The organism is Herbaspirillum sp. RV1423 (assembly GCF_000577615.1).
Classification (GTDB): Bacteria; Pseudomonadota; Gammaproteobacteria; order Burkholderiales; family Burkholderiaceae_D; genus Herbaspirillum.
In genome coordinates, this window is sequence record NZ_CBXX010000038.1 from 47,954 (window position 1) to 65,056 (window position 17,103).

The 17,103-nt window shown below is 55.7% G+C and carries 18 protein-coding genes; 4 read left to right on the forward strand and 14 right to left on the reverse strand.

Features of this window, described 5'->3' with window-relative positions; all coding sequences use genetic code 11:
- Positions 1-222: 222 nt before the first annotated feature.
- The 9 genes from RV1423_RS23650 to RV1423_RS23690 form a co-directional block, all read right to left on the reverse strand.
- Positions 223-1,161, reverse strand: a complete 939-nt coding sequence (locus RV1423_RS23650; RefSeq protein ID WP_034302259.1) for a cation diffusion facilitator family transporter — start codon at positions 1,159-1,161, stop codon at positions 223-225.
- Positions 1,162-1,361: 200 nt separating this feature from the next.
- Positions 1,362-2,264, reverse strand: a complete 903-nt coding sequence (locus RV1423_RS23655; protein WP_034302260.1) for an abortive infection family protein — start codon at positions 2,262-2,264, stop codon at positions 1,362-1,364.
- 579 nt (positions 2,265-2,843) lie between these two features.
- Complete coding sequence (locus RV1423_RS23660) at positions 2,844-3,647, reverse strand: TIGR02391 family protein (protein WP_034302262.1); 804 nt, start codon at positions 3,645-3,647, stop codon at positions 2,844-2,846.
- 95 nt (positions 3,648-3,742) lie between these two features.
- Positions 3,743-4,201: a hypothetical protein gene (locus RV1423_RS23665; protein ID WP_034302264.1), complete on the reverse strand. Its 459-nt coding sequence runs from the start codon at positions 4,199-4,201 to the stop codon at positions 3,743-3,745.
- A 45-nt stretch (positions 4,202-4,246) separates the two neighbouring features.
- Positions 4,247-5,098, reverse strand: a complete 852-nt coding sequence (locus RV1423_RS23670) for an IS3 family transposase (RefSeq protein ID WP_197034993.1) — start codon at positions 5,096-5,098, stop codon at positions 4,247-4,249.
- Positions 5,065-5,379 (reverse strand): transposase, encoded by a 315-nt coding sequence (locus RV1423_RS23675; RefSeq protein ID WP_017455550.1) that lies wholly within the window; start codon positions 5,377-5,379, stop codon positions 5,065-5,067. The genes RV1423_RS23670 and RV1423_RS23675 overlap by 34 nt, the downstream gene beginning before the upstream one ends.
- A 37-nt stretch (positions 5,380-5,416) precedes the next feature.
- Positions 5,417-5,800 carry a hypothetical protein gene (locus tag RV1423_RS23680; protein WP_034302271.1) on the reverse strand — a complete coding sequence of 128 codons (384 nt, stop codon included), beginning with the start codon at positions 5,798-5,800 and terminating at the stop codon, positions 5,417-5,419.
- A 51-nt stretch (positions 5,801-5,851) separates the two neighbouring features.
- The gene (locus RV1423_RS23685) at positions 5,852-6,361 is read right to left on the reverse strand and encodes a helix-turn-helix domain-containing protein (RefSeq protein WP_077238577.1); all 510 of its coding nucleotides are present in this window, start codon (positions 6,359-6,361) and stop codon (positions 5,852-5,854) included.
- Complete coding sequence (locus RV1423_RS23690; RefSeq protein WP_034302273.1) at positions 6,339-7,400, reverse strand: DNA-binding protein; 1,062 nt, start codon at positions 7,398-7,400, stop codon at positions 6,339-6,341. Before RV1423_RS23690 ends, RV1423_RS23685 begins: the two co-directional genes overlap by 23 nt.
- A gap of 170 nt (positions 7,401-7,570) precedes the next feature.
- Between RV1423_RS23690 and RV1423_RS23695 the strand changes: the two genes are divergently transcribed.
- On the forward strand, positions 7,571-8,566 hold the full coding sequence (locus RV1423_RS23695) for a site-specific integrase (RefSeq protein WP_034302275.1): 996 nt from the start codon (positions 7,571-7,573) through the stop codon (positions 8,564-8,566).
- A 188-nt stretch (positions 8,567-8,754) separates the two neighbouring features.
- Here RV1423_RS23695 and RV1423_RS23700 read toward each other — a convergent pair whose 3' ends face one another.
- Positions 8,755-8,937, reverse strand: a complete 183-nt coding sequence (locus RV1423_RS23700; protein ID WP_034302277.1) for a hypothetical protein — start codon at positions 8,935-8,937, stop codon at positions 8,755-8,757.
- Between the two features lie 282 nt (positions 8,938-9,219).
- Between RV1423_RS23700 and RV1423_RS23705 the strand changes: the two genes are divergently transcribed.
- The 3 genes from RV1423_RS23705 to RV1423_RS23715 all read left to right on the forward strand — a co-directional run bounded on the left by RV1423_RS23705 (position 9,220) and on the right by RV1423_RS23715 (position 11,477).
- Positions 9,220-9,822 (forward strand): phosphatase PAP2 family protein, encoded by a 603-nt coding sequence (locus tag RV1423_RS23705; protein ID WP_034302279.1) that lies wholly within the window; start codon positions 9,220-9,222, stop codon positions 9,820-9,822.
- A gap of 64 nt (positions 9,823-9,886) precedes the next feature.
- Positions 9,887-10,657, forward strand: a complete 771-nt coding sequence (locus RV1423_RS23710; RefSeq protein ID WP_034302281.1) for a membrane protein — start codon at positions 9,887-9,889, stop codon at positions 10,655-10,657.
- Between the two features lie 70 nt (positions 10,658-10,727).
- Entirely contained in the window at positions 10,728-11,477 is a 750-nt protein-coding gene (locus tag RV1423_RS23715; protein WP_034302283.1) for a membrane protein, read from the forward strand.
- Between the two features lie 6 nt (positions 11,478-11,483).
- On the opposite strand, the gene RV1423_RS23720 is transcribed toward RV1423_RS23715, so the two are convergent.
- From RV1423_RS23720 to RV1423_RS23735, 4 genes are all read right to left on the reverse strand, one after another.
- Positions 11,484-14,456 carry a Tn3 family transposase gene (locus tag RV1423_RS23720; protein ID WP_034302285.1) on the reverse strand — a complete coding sequence of 991 codons (2,973 nt, stop codon included), beginning with the start codon at positions 14,454-14,456 and terminating at the stop codon, positions 11,484-11,486.
- Positions 14,457-14,458: 2 nt separating this feature from the next.
- Positions 14,459-15,016, reverse strand: a complete 558-nt coding sequence (locus RV1423_RS23725; RefSeq protein WP_001162010.1) for a recombinase family protein — start codon at positions 15,014-15,016, stop codon at positions 14,459-14,461.
- A gap of 130 nt (positions 15,017-15,146) precedes the next feature.
- Positions 15,147-16,634, reverse strand: coding sequence for an efflux transporter outer membrane subunit (locus tag RV1423_RS23730; RefSeq protein WP_034302290.1), 1,488 nt, complete (start codon positions 16,632-16,634; stop codon positions 15,147-15,149).
- A complete protein-coding gene (locus tag RV1423_RS23735) occupies positions 16,621-17,094 on the reverse strand; it encodes a cytochrome c (protein WP_003056106.1) in 474 nt (157 codons plus the stop codon). Before RV1423_RS23735 ends, RV1423_RS23730 begins: the two co-directional genes overlap by 14 nt.
- Between the last annotated feature and the right edge of the window lie 9 nt (positions 17,095-17,103).

The following is a 17,103-nucleotide window of genomic DNA, read 5'->3' on the forward strand; positions in this document are numbered from 1 at the left end:
AAAAAGCTGACGCTCAATCCTCTTGAACGTCAGCTTTTGATTAGACTTGAGCCTAGACCAGAATCCTGCTCATGACGGAGAGCGGGATAACAGAGGCATGGACGCAGCGCTACTTAGAATTATTTGAAGCAACCGTATCACAACCCGGGAAATCACCTGCTGGCTCGATATTGCCCTCAATTCTGTTTCCCGCCACACCCGATAAAATGTCAACGAGCCAGATTAGTCGGAGTGATCCCGATCCGGCCGGTGCCATGGATCAATATGTGTCATCAGGTTAAGTACCCGATGGCGCTGCATTACTCGCTGCCTGGCTAAGACAGCAATCTCGTGCCCTGCCTCCACACTAATCAGTGCATCGACTTCGATATGGGCGTCGACTACGATCATGTCTCCCATCTTTCGGGTACGTACATCGTGAATTCCATTTACTCCGGGAGTATCCAGGAGGGTGCTCCGAATCGCATCTACCTCGTCTTGATCTACGGCGCGATCCATCAGATCGTGAAGTGCCTCCCAACCGAACTCCCAACCCATCTTGATAACCATGACACCTACTATCAAGGCCGCAATGGGATCGAGGATTGGGTATCCGGCCAAATTGCCTACAATGCCGACTCCAACGACTAAAGATGATGCAGCGTCGGACCGCGCATGCCAAGCGTTGGCGACCAACATGCTAGATTTCACTCGCTTTGCGACTCGTAGCATGTAACGGAACAGGAGCTCTTTAGCCAGTAACGCTCCACATGCTACCCACAATGCCACGACGTGAACTTCTTGCACACTTTCGGGGTTCTCAAGTTTGACTATTGCCGACCAAAGCATGCCGACGCCAACGGTAAGGAGTAATACGCCTAACACGAGTGATGCAGCGGTTTCAAATCGATGATGCCCGTATGGATGCTCCTCGTCAGCATCCTTTTTGCTGTGATGGTTCGCGAATAGCACAACGAAATCAGCAACCAAATCTGAGAGCGAGTGGATGCCATCGGCAATCAGACCTTGAGACTTGGAAAATATCCCGACCATGATTTGCAACAACGTCAGCATAAGATTTACGGCAACACTAACCCAAGTACTCTGCGAGGCGGCCTTCGCGCGGTCCAGTTGGGTATGTTCAGTATCTTCGGTGTCGTCAGAAAAATCGTTGTAATGCATAAGTGACAATTGTTGGAGTTTTTGAAGGAACGATTATGCCCGAGCAATCTTAGCCTGGACTTAGCCCCTTGACCGAAAACTGACGGCTCCAATGCCGCCTGACTGGTATTACGATGGGACGGCATTGGTTGAAACCTGACCTTCGCGTGTGGATGCTTGCCCACGCCAGGTGTCTTCCCTCAGTTGCGCCCAAGATGCGCTCAACTGCCGCGATCCAAATGAGTCTCCGCCAAGAAGACTGCCAGGGTCGACGCGGCGCCGACCGCGAGCCTTGCGTGGCGAGCCTGTAACCCTTTCGCTCCAGCAGCCTTGCCATGACCGGTCCCATAGTGGTTGCGAAGCTCTGCCACACCTTGGGTGATTGTGGCTAGATTGCTGAGCAGCCGCTTGATGGTATCGGCGGCCTTGGCTTGATCTGGGATGTTCGCCGGGGTGAGATCGAGTTCCTTAACCGCCAGCTTTACTAGTTCGGGGATGTCTGCATTTTTTGAGAAAGCAACGCTACGTTCTTCGAGGATCGTCTTGCAGCAAGTTTCGACGAGCTCCTTTGCCGTGCCGATTGCCAAGCCGGGGTCATTGACTACGGAAGACTCCATCCTGGTGATCTGCTGGGCGACATATCCAAGATCAGCAATGGCGAGAGCTTCGCGGGCGGCTGCGATTCCAGGCGTCTGGAGTAGGCCGACATCACGACCTACGAAAATTGGCCTCCCAGACATCCTAGTCTTCTCGACAAGCTTGAAACCGTCATTTTGAAGATATTGGTTAAACATCTGCAAGATCCGCTCGACTTCAGTAGGGTCGGAGCGAACCACAGGATGCAAGGTCTCGCAAAGAAAGCGGAGGAATGTCTCATCGTCGCCGTGGGCCAAGTTAAAGCGGCTGTCGTAAAAAATCCAGTCGTCGTCCCAGTCGAAGTTATTGACTCGATGCTGCCAGATGTCACCAGCTGCGTCGGTGAATCGCGGGTCCGTTGAAGGCATCGCCGACAGGTCGTATATCCGCGAGAGGAATCCGGATTCTTCCAGACGGCCACACCAACTAACCTTCTCGACGGACATGGCATCAATAATGTCGCGGCGGGTAAGTTCAGAAATCTTCACGACTACTCCGTAATGCGGTTGAGATTTTTCCTTGATCAGCAGCCTTCCCAAGTGGCCGCCGAAAATTTCACCATTAGAGGGTCGGCCGTGAGTCTGGAAATTTTTGCAGAATTTTAGCTAAATAGTTGATTTGATTGTTTTTTTAAATAAAGCGCCAGTCTTCTTGCGAGCCAGCCGAGATAACGAAAAATTTCGGATATCAGCGTAAATGTAACTAAGCCGCCTCATGGATGTTGGGTACGACGCCCCATTTGGGATTGGGTTTCAAAGGCATTGATCGTCGAATTACGACCCGAAGAGGACGTAAATCTTTCTTCGCAACAAATCGTTTCCGCCGGAATGCGCGTGGCCCCGTCATGCGGAAAATTTCTCGTTCTTCTCGAATGCGCTCACGTAGTGGATTCATAGAATTCTAGAGTTCCCATTTACATCAGGCTTTTGCTTTGTGGGCGCTTAACCTGCAGCATCACCCCTTGTGGGGAGCCGGCTCCGAGAAAGCAAACGTTTGGATAAAAGCAGAAAAGTAATTAGCGACCGATTTTTATATTCAAGTTTGATCTGTAGGTCTGACCTGCTCCACTAGCTTTCGCGTTGACGGGCTACGCGATCCAGTCGGCGATGTGTCATCGACACAAGACTCAGAAGATCTTGCGCATCTTCTTTTGTCATTTCCCAATGAATCTTTGCCTCGTGGGCGGCGGGGTTTCTAAACATGCCAAAGGTACCCTTGAGGAGATTCATGAAGCCCTTTTGTTCGCTTCTCTCATTCTCGTTTGATAGCGAATTTATCCGGAGCATAGGATTGTCACCACCAAAAGCTAGATCGACAAGTTGCCCACCATCCAGGGACAGGCCCGTGAGCGAGCGAATCCTCGAAAAGACACTTTTCACAGCCTCCAAAACGGCATGGAAGTAATTGCGAACAAGAAGCTCCTCTCTGCAATATTTCAGGACCTCGTCATGAACTTTTCGTAGCACCATGTCGGCACGAAGTTCATCTGCTCGCCTTTGAGCTTGCGAAATAGTTGAAACCTTCTCTGTACTAATCAATTCCCCTGATTCATTAACCGCCATTTCGACAAAAGAAAGCGCTTGATTCAGTAGAACCCGCAAAGCCTCAAAACGACTCGGATCTTTCAGGTGCCGCTCGGGTCTCATTGATTTCCGGATAAATGCCAATATTCCTACTCTGTCTTGACGCATATTTTGGTCGTGAACGAAAGCGTTAAATATTCGCGTCCGTTTGTTTTGCCCTTGGCTGATGTCTCTAAATCTACATTCGAGGATTAGGTAGTCGATCTCCGAGTTCGTTAGCCCAATGCTCGTATCACCCAGAGCATTTGAAATAGCAGTCAATTGGCTCGCAGTAAATATGAAAGTCATTTCAGGGTCGATCCAGATTTCCGGACTTCTTGCATCATGGTGGCGAAGTAAAGTTTTGAGTGCTATGGATAATAATTCTGACGATACCGGACTGGTTACGTAATGCCGCGAACTCGATGCGCGTGTATGACACTCTTAGCCTCTTGCAGGACCTCTGCATAAATGTCGGCAGAAGACTCCAGAATTTTCTCAATTACACGCGGATGCTCTTCTGTGCTGACCGTAAATTCGATTACCCCAAATCGGTTTGCAATCTCGGCGACGGATGCTTTACCCCAGGAATCTTCGGCCATGCCATCAGGATGAAGGACGACACTGTGGAAATACCCTCTTTCATCGCGCTTAGTGCCTTCGAATAGCGGCGAGAATTTTACTGCTAATAGAGCTGCTGGCTTCAGGCCAGTCAGCTCATGCAACGCTTCCGCATACGCGGCGCAGTTGCCATAGGTGTATTGAGCCGCTTTGTATGCCGGAATATACGGTTCGACTCGACGCGGAATTTCTGCAACGTAGTGAGGATTTGCCTGGATCTCTAAAGTGGCGCGAGCGATCAATGCCTCATCAGGTTGACTGTAATGACCCAGCGAAACCTGCTCAAGTTATGCGGCTAAAGCAAACGCCTCAGCCGGTGTCTTCATGCCCAGCGCCTGATGCGGCCGGCGGTGGTTATAGAAGCCAATCCAGTCACCAATGATGCGACTGGCGTGCTGCAATGTTTCGAAGCGATGTCGATGAGCGCACTGCTCCTTCAGGGTTCTGATGACGCGTTCGACCATGCCATTCTGCTGCGGGCAATGCGGCGTGATGAACTCCTGCTGCAGCCCGTAACTACGGACCAGCGCTGTGTAACTACGGCTGGTGAACACTAGGCCGTTATCGGAGCGCAGCAAGAACGGCGCCGTCACGCAACCCAGCGAGCCATAACGCGCGATCAGCGCTTGCTCCAAGGCCGACTCGGCCGTCTTCGACCTACCCGAACGCGACAGATGCCAGCCCAGTAATTCCCGCGTGTGGCAATCAATTACCAGGGCCAACACCGCCCAGCCATCGCGTCCTGTCCAGATCCGACACAGATCAGTAGCCCAGCGCTGGTCTGGTCCTGTGGCTACCGACGGCAAGGCTTTCACCCTGGGACGGAAACCAATAGGTCGCTTCTTGACCTGCCAGCCTTTGAGCTGGAAGATCCGCTGCACCGTGTTCTTGTTGAACCCGAGCAGGCCCGCCACCGTGCGATAGCCGAAGGACGGCTCTTCCAGGATCATCTTGCGAATAGGTTCGGCAAAGCGCTCCTGCACTTTGGGCTCGGCCTTCACAGGCTTGTAGTAAGCGCTGCGCCTGGCAATCCCAAACCACGCACAGATCTTGCTGACAGCTACATCGAAACCGTCTTGTTTGAGTCCCTGGCGGATGGTCTCGATTACTTGTCTTCCTCGCCCAACAGGGACGCCAATTTTTTTCTGGCGCGCAGCTCCAGCATGGCTTCTCCGTAGGCTTCTTGGAGCTCCTTGAGTTGCCGCTCGTACTGTTCTCTCACATCCAGCGGCTTGGCACGCAGGGCGTTCTCCATCCCTTTGCGGCCTTCATCGACCCATTCTTCGATCTCGGATGGCGGGATATCAAACGACCGGCTAGCCTCGGCTACCGTCGTCTTTCCCTGGATGATCTCCATCACCAGTGCCGCTTTGCGCTTGGCTGTCCAACGCTTGAATTCTTCTTCCATGACCTTGCTCATTTTGATTTCCTTTTAGGATTATCTACTGAGCAGGTTTTTAGTGGGTCATTACATGACTTCTCAGAGGCAATGACCGGAGTTTCGCCTCGTCATAAAAACGGGTATAGACACAACCATTTCCAAATCCATTCTTGCGGATGATCTTGAAAAGGATGCCCTCATTGAACTCAACTATATTCTTGACGCCTCGCACGTCAAAAATTCTGTCCTGATTGTCTGCGACGTATACCCTCAACGGTGTAAGCTGGTCCAGCGGAATATCCTCTCGCCGTTCGGCGGACACCGACCACCAATCCACATGGAGAAGCCAGCCTGTAAGTCTGGCCAAAGCTACAGCGAAATTGACGCAATCATTTGCCTCCCACTCCCCAATAGAGCGCGGATTAAAGGCGGTGCGCTGTTTGATCTTCGCTTGTCCCATATATCGTCCTTATTAATGGCTCAATAATAAATTTTCATCTGTCTGGTGTCATTAAATTCCCCACAATGCGCTCCTGGCGGAGCCAAGCTGGCATGCTAAACCGGCAATTTGTCGCCAGATGTGCGCTCTTGCTTGCGCATCGTCCGCAGTCTCTTCTACGGCCATGATGACCAGCTCAAGGGGCGTTTCGTCTAGGAAAGTGCCGATGTTGGAAGTGTAGTCCGGCGAGCAGCTTCCAGTCTGCAACACACCACGCAACAGGTCGGGCGAAATTTCGGTTCGATAAGACACGCTAATATTCTTCGCTGCCATCCAGAGCCCGCGCTTGGTGAGCCGAGCTGAGGTGCTCAGTCCTCCGAAAGAGAGACTAAGCAATTGCAGTAAAGCGGCCAACTGGCTATAGCCCATGTCGGGAAGAGTTCCGTTCTCCAAAGCGATGAGGGTCTGGGCGTCCATGCCGCTGAAAGCGGCCAGTTGCTGAGACGAAAGGCCCACTTCTTGGCGGCGAGCTCTGACAGCGCCCCCGATTTCAGGGAGCCTAATCATGGCGAACACCTTCATGGCTATTTGACACCGCAGCAGCCGTGTTATCTGGACGCTGCGCGAAGATCTTATCAATCCACGCGGCCTTGTCCCGCTCGGCTTGCTCGGCCTTGCGTTCTGCAATGGCCAGTTGACTCGTCAGCATTTCAACCTGGTTGCCGGCGACCGCTACACCGGCCTTGGCCTCGATGAGCGCCTGCTGCGCCATGTCGAGTCGGCGCTCTGCGTCGGCTCGGGCTACGGTCAATTCCTGAAGTTGAGCGGCTTGCTGGTTTCGCTCCGAGCGAACCTGATCCAATTCAGCGCGCGCTTCCGACAGGGCGTCGCGAAGTCGTTCTAGTTCGCTCACTTGGTGCGCTAACGTGGCCTCCTGTTGGCCAAGCTTCATTTGCTGGGCCTCCTGGCGCCGCTGGCCCGCGATATTTTCCTGTTCAAGGCGCGCAAGACGCTGCTCGAAAGCCTGCCGCTCCTCGGCGCGCTGGCGCGCGGCCGCCTCCTGGAAGTGCTCGAACTGGGTGCGGGTCTGCGCCAGTTGCTGGCTCAAGGCATGAGCCTCGGCGGCACGATCAGTCAGCCGCTGCTGAAGGCCGGCATTCTCAGTCTGTGCGGCCGTGAGGACAAGCGCATTGGCCTGCAGATCCTGCTGGCATCTCGCCAAGGTTTGCTGAGTCTGGTCGTGTTCTCGGGCTAAGGTGGTGTGGGCCAGGCGCAGTTGGGCTTCGCCGGCCAGGGCTGCCTCTCTCTGGCTACGCATCACCGCCTGCGCTCGCTCGTGTGCCTCGTTGGCGGCTTCCAACTGCTTAACGACATCATCCTGAAGCCGCTGGTAGACGCACTTGACGGCCTCCACCAGATCGACTGGCAAGCCGGTGTCGCCGCCGGCAACCACTTCCTGATGTTCGGCCTTCCAGCGCTTGAGCATGGGAGCGATGGTGCTCTTGCTTCCCGTATCTCCGAGTGCTTCGCGAACCGTGTCGATGGTGGGTGCTTTTCCAGCAGCGGCCAGCTTGGAGGCCGCTTTGGCGACTTGTGAGTAGAGGATGCCGGCACGGGCCATGAGAACTCCATCAAATAAGATATCGTAGTACGTTATACGTAATAATACGTTTTAATACAATTCATAATTTATGGAAAAGTCCACCTTATAGTACTCTATAAAGTCGGTTATCGAATGTTATAGTGCGTCATTCCTCGTTTATGCCGTCGCGTTGCGGTACATTAGCCAAAATGAGCGACAAATTGCCATCTCCTAAAATTATCACCGCCATTGGCGGTGCTATAGCTGCCGATACGCTTTTACCTGCGGATGCTGAAGCGGCTCACAGGAATTTCCTCGCAGCGGCCACGTCCGAAAATACCCGGCGCACGTATCGTTCGGCCATTCGACATTTCCTGGCTTGGGGCGGGATCTTGCCGGCTGACGAGAATGCAGTGATCCGCTACCTGCTGGCACACGCTAGCAACCTCAATGCGCGTACTCTGGCGTTGCGCCTGACGGCCTTATCACAATGGCATCTCTATCAAGGCTTTGCTGATCCTGCGAGCACGCCCACAGTCCGCAAGACACTGAAAGGTATCGGGCGAACTCACGGACGTCCAAAAAAACAGGCCAAGGCCCTCCCGGTCGAAGATCTTGAAAAGATCATCTTGAAGCTGGACTCCTTAGATACCCTCAAAGCCAAGCGGGATAGCGCGCTGCTACAACTGGGATTTTTTGGCGGTTTTCGGAGAAGTGAGCTAGCAGGCTTACAGATTTCTGATCTCGCATGGGAACCGGATGGATTGATCGTGATGCTGCAGCGCTCCAAGACTGACCAGCAAGGCCAGGGGATCGTCAAGGCAATCCCCTACGGCACCGGCCCGTGCTGCCCAGCGACCGCTCTAAGAGGCTGGCTGGAGACCGCGGGAATTGGCGACGGAGCGGTATTTCGCTCCATCAACAAATGGGCGATGCTAGGCGAGCATGCCATCCACCCCGCCAGCATCAATGCGATCCTGGCTGATTGCGCAAGTATGGCGGGCTTGGACTACGTGCCGGATCTCTCCAGCCATAGTTTGCGTCGAGGCATGGCAACTAGCGCTTACCGCGCCGGGGCAGACTTCCGAGATATCAAGCGTCAAGGCGGCTGGCGCCACGACGGAACGGTACAGGGCTATATCGAAGAAGCTGGCAGATTCGAAGAAAATGCAGCAGCTCACCTGCTAAAAAGGCGCACCAGCTGATTGCACCGGATCCAAGCGGGATACACCCACTTGGCGTGAGCCTCGGCCAGCCGCGCGTTCTTCTTCGCCGAGTAGTGAGGAGTTATGCCAGTGCAATCCATCCGTGAGAGCACGGAGAAGCCCAGCAAGATGATGACGGCGTTGCCCCCATACCGGCCATTCAAATTTCAAATGGCCGGCTTGCTACTTTAGGCGTGCGTATCGATCATCGTGCCCAGGGTTCCCGACATCGGCTTGGCCTTTTCGACTTCACCCGGGCGGCTATTGTCATGATCCCCGTCACTATCGACTTTGCTGGCGTTCTGGCGCGGATTGGCCGCCACAACATTGTTGTAAAAGCTGCTGGAGAGACTACTGATCGCTGAAGTCATGGATAGCTCCTTTAGTTGATGGATGTTGCCAGATAATAACTCTGGCAGCATGAGCCTATTGACCAAGACTTAGCCAGACCTTAGGCCGCCTCGATATCTGCTATCTAGCTTCTGCGGCAATGTTTTACTGCTTAATGTGGACTCAGTCTCGGCTAAGTTTTCCGGGATACATTTCCACATCTCTCAATCTTCATGATCATTTTACAAAGAACGATGCGCCGTGATTGATGCAAGCCATCATCAGGTTGAGCGCCCGCTATCGTTCACTACCAAAGCACCGCTATGGAAAATATCAATAAGATTTTCTTCTTGTGGTTGAACGCCGCTGCCCATCCCCCTCAGTTTGCCGTTGACCTGGCCACGGTCATTGCAGCACTCCAGATCTGGATCATTCCGCTTACGATTGCCCTGATTTGGCTGCGCGGTGATGCGTGTCAGCGCAGAGCCATGCTTGCAGCGACCGCAGCCGGTCTGACTGCATTGATGACAAATCAATTGATAGGCATGATCTGGTGGCATCCTCGGCCGTTCATGATCGGATTGGGACACACACTAATCCCACACGCCGCCGACTCTTCTTTTCCCAGCGATCATCTGTCTTTGTGGTGGGCGGTAGCCTTCACTTTCCTATTCACCCCTTCGCTGAGATTCTCTGGGATTGTTCTCGGCTTGCTGGGCATACCGCTGGCATGGGCACGTATCTATCTCGGCGTGCACTTCCCGTTCGACATGGCAGGTGCCGCCTTCGTGGCGATGCTTAGCACCACCCTCATTCACCATCTTCCTCATGGGTTTCTTAGTTCCACCTACAACGTCGCGATCCGTATTCATTGCCGCATATTCTCTAGGTTCATCGTGAGAGGGTGGATTCGTGGCGCCACCTAAGTGAGAGCTAAGTCCAAGGATTAAGACTTCTCACTCAACATCTGATTTTCATGAGGAGAGCAACATGGACAGTCAACAAGTCAAGCTCCACCAGTACTGGATGAACAAGGTTCCCGAAATCGGCTTGTGGTTCTGGATCATCAAGATCATGTCCACTACGGTAGGCGAGACCGGGGCAGATTTTCTGGCCTTCAATGTTGGATGGGGCCAGGCAATCACCAGTGCGATCATGGCAACCTTCCTTGTCACCGTTCTTTTTGCACAGTTGAACACTCGCCGTCATATCCCTTGGCTCTATTGGATGAGCGTGATACTGATCAGCATCGTGGGCACCCAGATCACCGATCTCATGACCGATAGCCTGGGTATTAGCTTGTATGTCAGCACCGGCATCTTTTCGCTGTTGCTAGCCCTGATCTTCTTAGTGTGGTATCGCGTCGAGGACAGCCTTTCCATTCACCATATCGTGTCACGTCGCAGAGAGCTTTTCTATTGGGCCGCCATCCTGTGTACCTTCGCTCTGGGCACCGCCGCCGGTGACCTGGCAACGGAAGCATGGGGCCTGGGATTTGCTTGGGGAGCGGTGACCTTCGGCACGCTGATCGCAATCACTTACCTCGCCTGGCGTCGGGGTGGCAATGCGGTTACCAGCTTCTGGATTGGCTACATCTTGACAAGACCTTTCGGCGCAGCGCTGGGCGATCTGCTGACACAAAACAAGGCAGACGGCGGCTTGGGAATGGGAACAATGTGGACCAGTGCATTGTTCCTCGCGGTCATCATCATGTTGGTAGCCGCCGCCCAGGTCGGTACCAGCAGGCAGCGATCAGCCTGAACGTCAGGCGGGCGATGAAACATTAGCTCGACGAACTGCCGCTTCTACAATCAATGTCGAAAGAAGATAGATGAAAACATATTCTGAAAATGTATTGGCAAAAGTGCCCGAAGTGACTCTGGGATTCTGGCTCATCAAGATCGCAGCGACCACGCTTGGTGAGACCGGAGGTGACGCGGCTTCCATGTCGATGAACCTCGGCTATCTAACTAGCACGGGCATCTTCGCAGCGCTGTTCCTGATCGCTGTGGCGTACCAGATCAAGTCCAAAACCTTCCATCCTTTGATCTATTGGGCCACGATTATCGCCACTACCACCGTCGGTACCACGCTGGCTGATTTTGCGGATCGCTCCTTGGGGATCGGTTACGCCGGTGGCACCACCTTGTTGTCCGCGCTTTTACTGGGGTCCCTGTTGTATTGGAAGCGCACGCTCGGTTCTGTTTCTGTGAACACGGTAAGCAGCCCGCGAGCAGAAATGTTCTACTGGATCACGATCATGTTTTCGCAGACATTGGGCACGGCACTTGGGGACTGGACAGCGGATAGTGCAGGACTGGGCTATACCGGCGCGGCTGCGGTTTTCGGTGGACTGCTCGCTTTGTTGGTGTTGGCCTACTACGGAACAAAAATCTCTCGCACACTGCTATTCTGGACGGCATTCATATTGACGCGGCCACTGGGAGCCGTGGTGGGCGACTTTCTCGATAAACCTTTGAGTGCCGGTGGCCTGGCTCTGAGCCGCTACGGTGCATCCATCGCATTGCTGGCATTCATGCTGTGCGCCATGCTGGGGGTCGTCTCAGAAAACGGAGAATAAAGCACGCTAAGCCGGTGGCAGCGGCCGCAATGGCCTGAACTTCCCCGCACCGACCTTGGCACTGCTGCGCCATAGGTAATCGCCGGTCAGGTTGATATGCTCCCACCCCAGCGGGGACAGATATTGCAGCAACGTGTCGTCCAGCGCCATGCCGTGGGCACGCAAAGCACTGGTGGCACGCTCCAGATAGACCGTGTTCCACAACACGATGGCCGCCGTCACCAGATTGAGGCCGCTGGCCCGGTAGCGCTGCTGCTCAAAACTGCGGTCGCGAATTTCACCCAATCGGTAGAAGAAAACCGCCCTGGCCAGCGCGTTGCGCGCCTCGCCCTTATTCAGCCCCGCATGGACGCGGCGGCGCAGCTCCACGCTTTGCAGCCAATCCAGAATGAACAGCGTGCGCTCGATGCGCCCCAGCTCGCGCAGGGCGACGGCCAAGCCGTTTTGGCGCGGATAGCTGCCGAGCTTGCGCAGCATCAGCGAGGCCGTCACCGTGCCCTGCTTGATCGAAGTGGCCAGCCGTAGGATTTCATCCCAATGAGCGCGAATAGCCTTGATGTTCAGCCTGTCGCTGCTAATCATCGGCTTGAGTGCATCGTAGGCAGTATCGCCCTTGGGAATGAACAGCTTGGTGTCGCCCAGGTCGCGGATGCGCGGCGCGAACCGGAATCCCAGAAAGTGCATCAGGCCGAACACATGATCGGTGAAGCCCGCCGTGTCGGTGTAGTGTTCCTCGATACGCAAGTCAGACTCGTGGTACAGCAGGCCATCGAGCACATAAGTCGAGTCGCGCAAGCCGACGTTGACCACCTTGGCGCTGAAGGGCGCGTATTGGTCGGAGATATGGGTATAGAACGTCCGCCCAGGGCTACTTCCATACTTCGGATTGATATGCCCGGTGCTCTCTGCCTTGCTGCCGGTTCGGAAGTTCTGGCCGTCCGACGATGACGTGGTGCCGTCGCCCCAGTTTCCGGCGAATGGTTGTCGATACTGTGCGTTCACCAGCTCGGCCAGCGCCGTCGAATAGGTTTCGTCGCGAACGTGCCAGGCTTGCAGCCAAGACAGCTTGGCGTAGGTGGTGCCAGGGCAGGACTCGGCCATCTTGGTGAGCCCAAGATTGATACCATCAGCCAGAATCGTCGTCATCAGCAAGGTTTTGTCCTTGGCCGTGTCGCCGGTCTTCAGGTGTGTGAAGTGGCGCGTGAAGCCCGTCCATTCATCGACCTCCATCAGCAACTCGGTGATCTTGAGGTGCGGCAGCAACATCGCCGACTGGTCAATCAAGGCTTGCGCGGCGTCTGGCACCGCTGCGTCCAGCGGCGTGATCTTCAGGCCCGATGCAGTGGTGATGATGGCGTCCGGTAAGTCGTTGGTCGCCGCCATGCGGTTGACTGTGGCGAGTTGCGCCTCCAATAATTCCAGTCGGTCATGCAGATATTGGTCGCAGTCGGTGGCCACGGCCAGTGGCAATTCGCTGGCCAGCTTCAAGGTGGCGAACTTCTCGATCGGCACCAGGTATTCGTCGAAGTCCTTGAACTGGCGCGAACCCTGCACCCAAACATCACCAGAGCGCAGTGCGTTCTTCAGCTCCGACAGGGCGCATAACTCGTAGTAACGCCGGTCAATACCCTCGTCGGTCAGAACCAGCTTTGCCCAGCGCGGCTTGATGAATGCGGTTGGCGCATCGGCGGGCACCTTGCGCGCGCTGTCGCTGTTCATGCCGCGCAGCACGTCGATGGCATCGAGCACACCCTTGGCGGTGGGCGCGGCGCGCAGTTTGAGCACGTCCAGGAACTGCGGCGCATAGCGGCGCAGCGTGGCGTAACTCTCGCCGATATGGTGCAGGAAATCAAAATCGGCAGGCCGCGCCAGCGTTTGCGCCTCGGTGACGCTGGCGGCGAAGGTGTCCCACGGCATGACCGCTTCGATGGCGGCGAACGGATCGCCGCCGCTTTGTTTGGCTTCAATCAGCGCCTGACCGATGCGCCCATACATCCGCACCTTGTCGTTGATCGCCTTGCCGGAAGCCTGGAACTGCTGTTGATGCTTGTTCTTGGCCGCATTGAACAGCTTGCCGATGATGCGGTCGTGAAGGTCGATGATTTCATCAGTGACGGTGGCCATGCCCTCGATGGCCAGTGCTACCAAGGTGGCGTAACGCCGCTGCGATTCGAACTTGGCCAGGTCGGCGGGCGTCATCTGGCCGCCCTCGCGGGCGATCTTGAGCAAGCGGTTTTGGTGTACCTGCCGTTCGATGCCAGCAGGTAGGTCAAGCGCCTGCCAGGCTTTGAGGCGTTCGATGTGTTCAAGCATGTGGCGCGAGTTCGGCTTGGCGGGCGATTGGCGCAGCCACGCTAGCCACGTCATTTTGCTACCATCCTTGCGCTTGAGCAGTTCGTCCAGGCGCTGGCGATGGACAGGTATCAAGGAATCGGCCAATGCCGCATGGATGCTCCGGTTGGCACGGGTTATGGCCTCGGCGCTTGCGCGCTCGATGGCATTCATGGCGGGTAGGATGATGCTCTGCCGCCGCAGGTTTTCAACAAGGGTGCTGGCCAGCACAATGCCTTTGTCTGTTTGCAAGGCCAGTTCGGTCAATGTATGCACGGCTTGCCGGTAGTGACTCATGGTGAAGGGCTTGAATCCAAACACCGTTTGCAGCTCGACCAAGTGCTCCCGCCGTGTCTGCTCGCGCTGGCCGTAATCGTTCCAGCTTTCCACCGGCACCTTGAGTTGTGCGGCCACCATGCGCAGCAGGGGCGGAAATGGAGGTTCATCGACGCCCAAGAAGATGCCAGGGAATCGCAAGTAGCAAAGCTGCACGGCGAAGCCCAATCGATTCGCGGCGCCGCGACGCTGACGGATCACCGACAGGTCGGTTTCGTTGAACGTGTAGTGCCGTATCAGTTCGTCTTTGACATCTGGCAGTGCCAGCAGACTTTCGCGCTCGGTGGCGGACAGGATTGAGCGGCGTGGCATGGTCAGTCTTCCCGCAGGTACTGGTACAAGGTTTCGCGGCTGATGCCGAAGTCACGGGCCACCAAGGTTTTTTGGTCGCCTGCCGCAACTCGCCGTTTCAACTCGGCAATTTGTTCGCTGTTCAGCGATTTCTTTCGTCCCCGGTAGGCACCGCGCTGCTTGGCCAGCACGATTCCCTCGCGCTGACGTTCGCGGATCAGGGCGCGCTCGAACTCAGCAAAGGCTCCCATGACCGACAGCATCAGATTGGCCATCGGTGAGTCCTCGCCGGTGAACGTCAGCCCTTCTTTGACGAACTCCATGCGCACGCCCCGTTGTGTCAGCCCTTGGACGATGCGGCGCAGGTCATCAAGGTTGCGTGCCAACCTGTCCATGCTATGCACCACCACGGTGTCGCCCTCGCGGACGAAGGCCAGCAGCCTTTCAAGTTCGGGACGTTGTGTGTCCTTGCCTGAAGCCTTATCGGTGAATACCTTGCCGACTTCTATTTGTTCCAGTTGTCGATCAGGATTCTGGTCGAAGCTGCTGACGCGGACGTAGCCGATACGTTGACCTTGCAAGATGCCTCCAAAGGTAAAAATGTCAGGATGAAATCTATTACCCTTGGCTGAATGTGTCAATAAATATAAATTCACACTCTACTCTGACGTTGTTTGTGCTCAACATCTGACATCAGGTTAGGGCATAGCCTTAACTGACACCACCTCCCAGGGCCTGATATAAAGCAACACTATCGACTAGGCGTTGTGCCTGGGCCGCAACCATATTGATCCGGATTGACTGTGCCTGTTGCTGCGCGATGAGCAGTTGCAGGTAGCTGGCCGCGCCCAGCCGGTATTGCCGCTCGACCGACTGCAAGGAGGCCTGTGCAGCCATATCAGCGGCAGCGAGGGCAGTCAAAGTTTGTGCATCGCTTTCCACCGTGCGCAGGGTGTCGGCGACGTTACGCAAAGACTCCAATACGACGCTCTGGTAATTGGCTGCGGCGGCATCAAAAGCGGCGAGCGCCGCTCTTTTTTCAGCGGGTAGCCCTGGATTAAAAAGAGGCTGGGTGAGCTGCGCAACTAGGCCCCACACTGCCGAGCCACCACCGAACAGGGCACCGGTGGTCAGCGCTTGAGAGCCAAGGTTGGCGCTCAGGTTGATCTGTGGGTAGAGCTTGGCGACAGCCACACCATAGTCTGCATTGGCCGCATGCAACAGCGCCTCTGACGCCTGGATATCCGGTCGGCGGCGCACCAGTTCTGAGGGCACGACGAGCGGCATCTCGACGGGCAGAGTGAAATCGGCCAGAGTGAAGGCCGGGATGCCACCCGTGCCTGGGGCACGACCGGCTAGCACCGCCAGTAGATGTTCGGTTTGTTGCAGTTGTTTACGCAGCGCAGGCAGTTCTGCCCGCGTTTGCTCCGCCTGAGCTTGTAGGCTCAACGCTTCATCAGGTGAGGCCTGACCGATACGCACGCGTTCATGGGCTAGGCGCAGTTGCTCATCCTGCACGCGCAAAATGGCAGTAGTGGCTTCTAGTTGCGCGGCGAGGCGTGCTCGGGTAATGGCAGCGGTTGCCATGTTGCCGGCAAGGGCCAGGCGCGCAGCATTCAGTTCGAAGCGACGGTAGTCGGCGCGAGCAGCCAAGGCTTCGAGTGCGCGCCGGTTGCCGCCAGCCAGATCGAGGTTGTAATGCACGCCAACGCTGGCGTTGTAGAGGCTGAATTGACGTGCGTCTCCGCTCAACCCTTGGCTACTGGGACTCATTTGCTGGCGCTGAGATCCCAGTGCGACATCTACCTGTGGATATTGCGTCGAGCCCGCCTGTGCGGCAAGAAGCTCCTGCGCCTGTCGCAAATTGGCGCTGATGCTCGCCAGCGTCGGGCTGACATGGAAAGCTTCGTTGATCAGTCCGTCGAGTGCGGATGAACCCAAGCTTTGCCACCATTGCGTTTCGATCGGAAGCCCTTCGACTAGACGTTGTGTTTCGCCGAACTGCGTGGGAGCGGACGCGGTTCTATCAGCCACCGGTGTTGCAGTGTAGCGAGCCACATCGGGTGCGGTGGGACGCTGAAAATCAGGGCCGGCGGCGCAGCCGGCCAGACCGGCGGTGACCAGACCAGCTACCAGGTAAGTTGCCGCAAGCCGTCTTTCGAGGCTGATGGGGCGCTGGCATGTTTTAGCGTGCTCCATAAAAATGCTCCACGAAAGGTTTACGGAAAGCTTGGTGGCAGCCCAAGCAGCTTTCCTGCACGTGGGCGAATGATTGGATCACCGCCTTGCCGTCGCTGCTCGCAGCAGCCAGCTTCATGGCCAGCGCCGCCTCGTGAGTCTGCGCGTCAAAGTTTCTGAACTTGGTCGCATCAGCGCCGAGGTAAGCAAGGATGCGCATTTTTTCAGTAAGCGGTGGCTCGGGGTGTGCAGCAACTTTTGGGGCGAGCTGAACGACCTGAACCCATTCCTCCTGCGAAATCGCACCGGTAATAGCCTGCATGTTGCGCCCGAGTTCCTGCATGATCTTGCGTAGCGCCAGTGGCTCAACCTGGGTAGCGTCACCAGCCCAAGCTGGCAACTGAAAACCCCATAAAAGCAGGCAGGCCGTAACGGTCAGGGTGATAGTTCCAAATGCGTGGCTGTGTTTGCGGTGGGTCATGAAATTCTC

Bases quoted from the DNA above. Each gene is read 5' to 3' on its own strand.
- RV1423_RS23700 (WP_034302277.1), bottom strand. From the start codon at position 8,937: ATGACTTCAGCGATCAGTAGTCTCTCCAGCAGCTTTTACAACAATGTT.
- RV1423_RS23675 (WP_017455550.1), bottom strand. From the start codon at position 5,379: ATGAGCAAGGTCATGGAAGAAGAATTCAAGCGTTGGACAGCCAAGCGC.
- RV1423_RS23660 (WP_034302262.1), bottom strand. From the start codon at position 3,647: ATGACTTTCATATTTACTGCGAGCCAATTGACTGCTATTTCAAATGCT.
- RV1423_RS23690 (WP_034302273.1), bottom strand. From the start codon at position 7,400: ATGGCCCGTGCCGGCATCCTCTACTCACAAGTCGCCAAAGCGGCCTCC.
- RV1423_RS23650 (WP_034302259.1), bottom strand. From the start codon at position 1,161: ATGCATTACAACGATTTTTCTGACGACACCGAAGATACTGAACATACC.
- RV1423_RS23705 (WP_034302279.1), top strand. From the start codon at position 9,220: ATGGAAAATATCAATAAGATTTTCTTCTTGTGGTTGAACGCCGCTGCC.
- RV1423_RS23730 (WP_034302290.1), bottom strand. From the start codon at position 16,634: ATGGAGCACGCTAAAACATGCCAGCGCCCCATCAGCCTCGAAAGACGG.
- RV1423_RS23680 (WP_034302271.1), bottom strand. From the start codon at position 5,800: ATGGGACAAGCGAAGATCAAACAGCGCACCGCCTTTAATCCGCGCTCT.
- RV1423_RS23720 (WP_034302285.1), bottom strand. From the start codon at position 14,456: ATGCCACGCCGCTCAATCCTGTCCGCCACCGAGCGCGAAAGTCTGCTG.
- RV1423_RS23735 (WP_003056106.1), bottom strand. From the start codon at position 17,094: ATGACCCACCGCAAACACAGCCACGCATTTGGAACTATCACCCTGACC.
- RV1423_RS23715 (WP_034302283.1), top strand. From the start codon at position 10,728: ATGAAAACATATTCTGAAAATGTATTGGCAAAAGTGCCCGAAGTGACT.
- RV1423_RS23695 (WP_034302275.1), top strand. From the start codon at position 7,571: ATGAGCGACAAATTGCCATCTCCTAAAATTATCACCGCCATTGGCGGT.
- RV1423_RS23685 (WP_077238577.1), bottom strand. From the start codon at position 6,361: ATGAAGGTGTTCGCCATGATTAGGCTCCCTGAAATCGGGGGCGCTGTC.
- RV1423_RS23710 (WP_034302281.1), top strand. From the start codon at position 9,887: ATGGACAGTCAACAAGTCAAGCTCCACCAGTACTGGATGAACAAGGTT.